This is a genomic window from Ruegeria sp. AL2 (genome assembly GCF_056540845.1).
The window spans coordinates 1-4,565 of the sequence record NZ_JBQFXM010000050.1 but is presented as its reverse complement, the minus strand read 5'-3'; the positions used below and the strand labels follow the sequence as shown (position 1 = coordinate 4,565).

Sequence of the window (4,565 nt, the reverse complement as noted above, 5' to 3'; positions counted from 1 at the left end):
AACGAAAACGTCGGGGCAATGTGCTCACATGGGTCAATTCTCAGTGAAAATTATCTGGCTTACCGGGTCACTTCTCAGCGGAAATCAACAGCCAATCTTCGTATTTTCTGTTGATTGCGGCATGCCTCGGTGACTGAGCCCATCACGACCACTTTGGAGGGCTCGTGAGCCAGCTTTGCGAGCAAAGCTGCAAGACCATCAAACCCTGAGATTTTGGCTTCATGAGGTTTGAAGTGTTTTGCTCGACTGCTGCGCTCCACCCCGCCTGGATGAAACACCTTCGTTTGAGGTTTATTGGTGCTGGCCTCTAAGACAGTTACTTTGAATACATTAGTTTTGGCAGCGACCTTAGTTGTTCGCTTGGCATCAATTGCCATGGGTGTTTCTCCTGGAGCACATAGCCAGGCGCGTTCAGTTTACGTAATGCGAAAATTCTCAAATTGACTGACACTGCTCGGGTCCTGCCGTTGGGCTCTCATCCATTGGCCAGCGAAATTGCTGACATGCGGAGTGTCCCGACCTTTGGTTTAGCGGTGGTTTCTAAAGCCGAGACTCAAGGCTGGCGTTTAGGTTTTGTTAACTTCACACAACACCAGGGCTTACCCGAGGATAGGAAGGGCTTGGAAAGGCAAGCCTAAAATAGCCAAGTCTTGGTATGGCAATCCTCGTAAACCCAAGACAAAGAATGCCAATCTGAGACTTGGCCTCCAAATTCTTGGTTTTCCAAAGCATCCTTAAATTTTCCGAAAGGTCGATCTGCCATTATGGAACCAGGCAAGAAAAAGGAGTCTATAAGTGCCTGTTATTTCGTTTCTTTCTCCAAAGGGTGGTTGCGGAAAGTCAACCGTCTGTGCGTTGATTTCACAAGAACTCTCAAGGTTGGACCTATCCTCAATCATCCTGGACACTGATCCAAAACGCTGGATTTCCAGTTGGGCAAACCTGAAACAGCTGAACAGCAATATCGATGTGCGCCCAGTTGACCAAGAGAACCTTACGGATGTCGTCTTCAAATCCGCAGTAGAGGCGGATTTTGTACTGGTGGATGTTGAAGGCTCAAACGATGCCAGCCTGATTGACGCAGTCTTGGTTTCTGACTTTGTAGTTGTACCATGCCGGGCAAGCAGGATGGATGCACTAGGAGCCGTACAGGTTCTCAAGCAAGTATGTCAGAAAGGCCAGGTTCTGGGTCGGAAAATTCCGGCTGGTGTACTGCTCAACCAGACTGAACCCGGGGCAGTAGAGTTCCGGATCACAGGCGCCATTAAGGCCATTCTCGAAGAAGCCGGCGCGCCAATTTTCAAAACGCAATTGGCGGCTCGACCCATATTTCAAGCGATGATGAGTCTGGGTGGAGACTACGTCGATCTACCGCGTGCGTTTCAAGGATCTTCACCAAAATCAGCTTGCGAAAATGCGAGGGCACTGGCTCGCGAAGTTCTACTGCGCGCCACAACACCTGGCCACGAACATGCATAAGGAGAGCCGGATGAGCACACACACAAAAGTACCGAATATTGGCAGCATTCAGGAACACACACCAGACGACATGAGTTTCGAGCGCAAGGCACCGGTATCGCCGTCACAGTTGAAATTGGCCCAGATGAGCCCGAGTCGACGAAGAGCAGCGCTTCGGACAAAAACGTTTACTTCGGATGTGAACCCAGCGCTTTATGCGGCATGGGACGAACTACGTGAGGCTAAGGAGCTCACCGTCGTTCGAGCTTTCGAGCTGTCCCTGATTTCTTTCCTGAATGACAGCGGCACAGATTTTAAGCTGTAATTTCAATCTCCGGAGCTTTCTGCTTCGGAGATCACTTCAGTCGGTCGCAACTACTCTTCTGAACCCGCGCATAAATTTTTGAGTAGAGACATCTATAGGGCAAGGTAACGCCTCGAGGAGTGACCCTGCTTACGCGACATTCCATCGAGGCAATATCTTAGGGTCGCTATTCAATTATGGCACACGCCGTTGAAGAGTCCTGAGCAAAGCAATTGCTCCCACAAACAGAAGGACTGGCATTATGAGCAATCGCAGCGCGAAGATGCCAATTATAGTCAAAGACGCTTCGAGGATGGTGTCTGCTTCATCAACAAAGACTTGAGCTGCGTCCAAATACTGAGTGCTTTGTTCAAATACGCTGCTCACGCCATCGCGGACCCCCGCAAACTGATCACTCAGCCAAGCTAAAACTCCTGTAGCTTCGGCGTCCGCTTCAGAAATCTCCTGTGTATCGGTCGCGCCCGCCCCTATGAGAACGCTGGCTTGTCTGGCGACGGAGTCAAGCTCCTCCACGGCCGCATTCATTTGTGCCGCAGTTGCTCGTTCTCCGATCCAAACGCCGAGTACAAACATCAAGGGTATGGCGAGGCCGACAGCGAGACCAATTGTTACTCCTTTATCGCATATGGGTCTCAACACCCTTGCAAAGGTGGGATAATTTCGGAAGCCAAGTTTTCCAAGCAGTCCGGCTCCAAGAACGATCAACCCTACAGATACCACTGGGGCCAATCCGACTCCCGCGAGTGCTGCCCCGGTTGCCACGAGAAACACGACATCAGCAACGCGCTCTACCGTATCATCGACGGGTTCCAACACCTTAAGTGGCTGGAGGCTGGCCTGCCCAACAACTGATGCGCCCACCTCGATTTCTTGGGCAGTGGAAAGTGCTGCGTTGATCGCCCGCAACGAAACATACACGCCAATTGAGGCCTTCGCTATATCTTGCGCAGTTCCCTCAGCCGCTGAAACAAATGGGTTCCAATCGCTTTTCCCAAACAAGCCAAAAATTCCAAGGAGTATGGTCAACAGCCCTGCAATCGTAAAAGCGACGATTCCAATATTTTTTCTCTCGGAACTATCGGTAGGATGGGCCATTTGTCGTTTACCATACTCCAGGTGCGCATTAAGCGGTTTCAGCACTTTGATATCATGGAAAGTCTTGGGTGCAACAAGGCCCACAACCTGATGCGGATCTCCCGGGCCGATGCGGTTCTTGCAACCCCTGAAATTTACTTGTTGTTGGATGCGAAGGGCCGTTTCTAAAATATCCGCCGGAAGTGCTATGCTGTGCTTCAGTTAGTTGCCTTGCGTCTTCCCAAGCACCCAGAGACGCGCAAGAAGGTCATCGCTAAAAACAGACAAACTCTGCTCGATAGCGATTTTCCGAAAAGGTCAGAATCGCGTCAATTGCCGGCTAAGGACGTTCTGCGGTGACTCCCTGGTAGTCACTTTTAGCGTTCTAGAAAGACTTGACGCAGGGATGCTTGAAAATCAATTTTTGTTCCTGACAGGACTTAAGGTCAGAGCGGCTTTGTTGCATCAATCACGACGGAGATTCTCTTTGTAAAGCCAGCAGTAAACTATTCTCGAAAGTGATCGCACGTGAGCAAACCCAAATTTGAACTTGATCTGGATGCGGTAAAGGAGCTGTCTCTTTTTGTGTTGAACAGCCTCGCAGATCAGCCAAAAGAGTGGGTAGCGGTCGGAAAAGCTTACCAGGAACTGCACGGCTTTTTCGAAGATCCGGTCTTCAATAAAGTCTTCGTGCGCCTCTTCACAGTGATGCGCGAAGAAATGTGGGTCGACTCTGCAAAGGAAGGTCCAAAATTCACGGTTGGCTTAACTTTCAAAGGGCAAACCGTGATCCGCCATCCAGCAGAAATAGACGCAATCTTCCGACAGCACTTTCGTTTGCTCGCCAAGAGTATCAAAGCAGCTGAAAGAAAGCAGCGGCATCTCGATCAACAGAGGGCAGCCAAAGAGAGAAAAGCCCAAAAAATACTGGAGAAGCGAAAAACAAAAGAAGCTCGAAGAGATGAAGAGCTGAAACGGCAAGCACAAGCTCGGGAGAAGCAAGCACAAACCCGTCAAAAGCGAGAAATGTCGTCGCTAGTTGCGAGTGGAAAAAGAATTCGCTCTTCCCTATCAAAGTCCAATAATGAGCAACTCCTGAATTTGTGGAAAGCGAACACATCACGCGCAGCTAATTCGACAGGTCAAAAGAAGCATGAACACCTTTTGATTGTTACCGCTGTTGAAAAGGAGTGGCGGCGAAGAATCCGTGAACTACCCGAAGTGGAAGCCTTTAAATGGCCCACCACAGATGCTGGTAGTGGTCACGGTGGCGGAGACTTTGAAAGGGCTGACGAGAGCTTTCTAAAAGTACTCGGATACACCGTCGGGAAAACAAACGGCTTACCGGCGTCCACGCGGCAGTTAATCCTGGATCGCTGTTTCTCGGGGCATCTCCCGCCAGTCGAGGGGATTTTAGCGCTTCGAACATGGGGCGAACCAAATTCGGCGTTGAGACTTAGAAAAATCGCCTATCACATTGCGGGTTTGGCTAAAAATTTCAAGAAGATGCAGTCACGCGGCTATGAGGATGCGATTTCCGATTGGGAAGATGATCTGAAGTACATGCATGACAAATACTACGTCCGGCATTTTGGTTTCAGTTGGCCAGTCCGTGGTCGCTAGGGTCAGGATGCATTGATTTCCAACGCGCTGCGTGATTCACGGCTCGGAAAACGGAGCGGTGTCATGAGCGATCTTTACTGGCTGA

The 4,565-nt window shown here is 50.1% G+C and carries 5 protein-coding genes; 3 read left to right on the top strand and 2 right to left on the bottom strand.

The window, feature by feature from the left end:
- Positions 1-74 precede the first annotated feature (74 nt).
- Positions 75-377, bottom strand: a complete 303-nt coding sequence (locus tag ACR0ID_RS20225; RefSeq protein WP_480608364.1) for a hypothetical protein — start codon at positions 375-377, stop codon at positions 75-77.
- Between the two features lie 418 nt (positions 378-795).
- Here ACR0ID_RS20225 and ACR0ID_RS20220 point away from each other — a divergent pair, with 418 nt between their 5' ends.
- Both ACR0ID_RS20220 and ACR0ID_RS20215 read left to right on the top strand, forming a co-directional pair.
- Positions 796-1,479: a nucleotide-binding protein gene (locus ACR0ID_RS20220; RefSeq protein WP_480608362.1), complete on the top strand. Its 684-nt coding sequence runs from the start codon at positions 796-798 to the stop codon at positions 1,477-1,479.
- 10 nt (positions 1,480-1,489) lie between these two features.
- On the top strand, positions 1,490-1,783 hold the full coding sequence (locus ACR0ID_RS20215) for a hypothetical protein (protein WP_480608359.1): 294 nt from the start codon (positions 1,490-1,492) through the stop codon (positions 1,781-1,783).
- Positions 1,784-1,957: 174 nt separating this feature from the next.
- Here ACR0ID_RS20215 and ACR0ID_RS20210 read toward each other — a convergent pair whose 3' ends face one another.
- Positions 1,958-2,923 (bottom strand): hypothetical protein, encoded by a 966-nt coding sequence (locus ACR0ID_RS20210; RefSeq protein ID WP_480608358.1) that lies wholly within the window; start codon positions 2,921-2,923, stop codon positions 1,958-1,960.
- A 462-nt stretch (positions 2,924-3,385) separates the two neighbouring features.
- On the opposite strand from ACR0ID_RS20210, the gene ACR0ID_RS20205 reads away from it, so the two are divergent.
- Positions 3,386-4,480: a hypothetical protein gene (locus tag ACR0ID_RS20205; RefSeq protein ID WP_480608355.1), complete on the top strand. Its 1,095-nt coding sequence runs from the start codon at positions 3,386-3,388 to the stop codon at positions 4,478-4,480.
- Positions 4,481-4,565 lie beyond the last annotated feature (85 nt).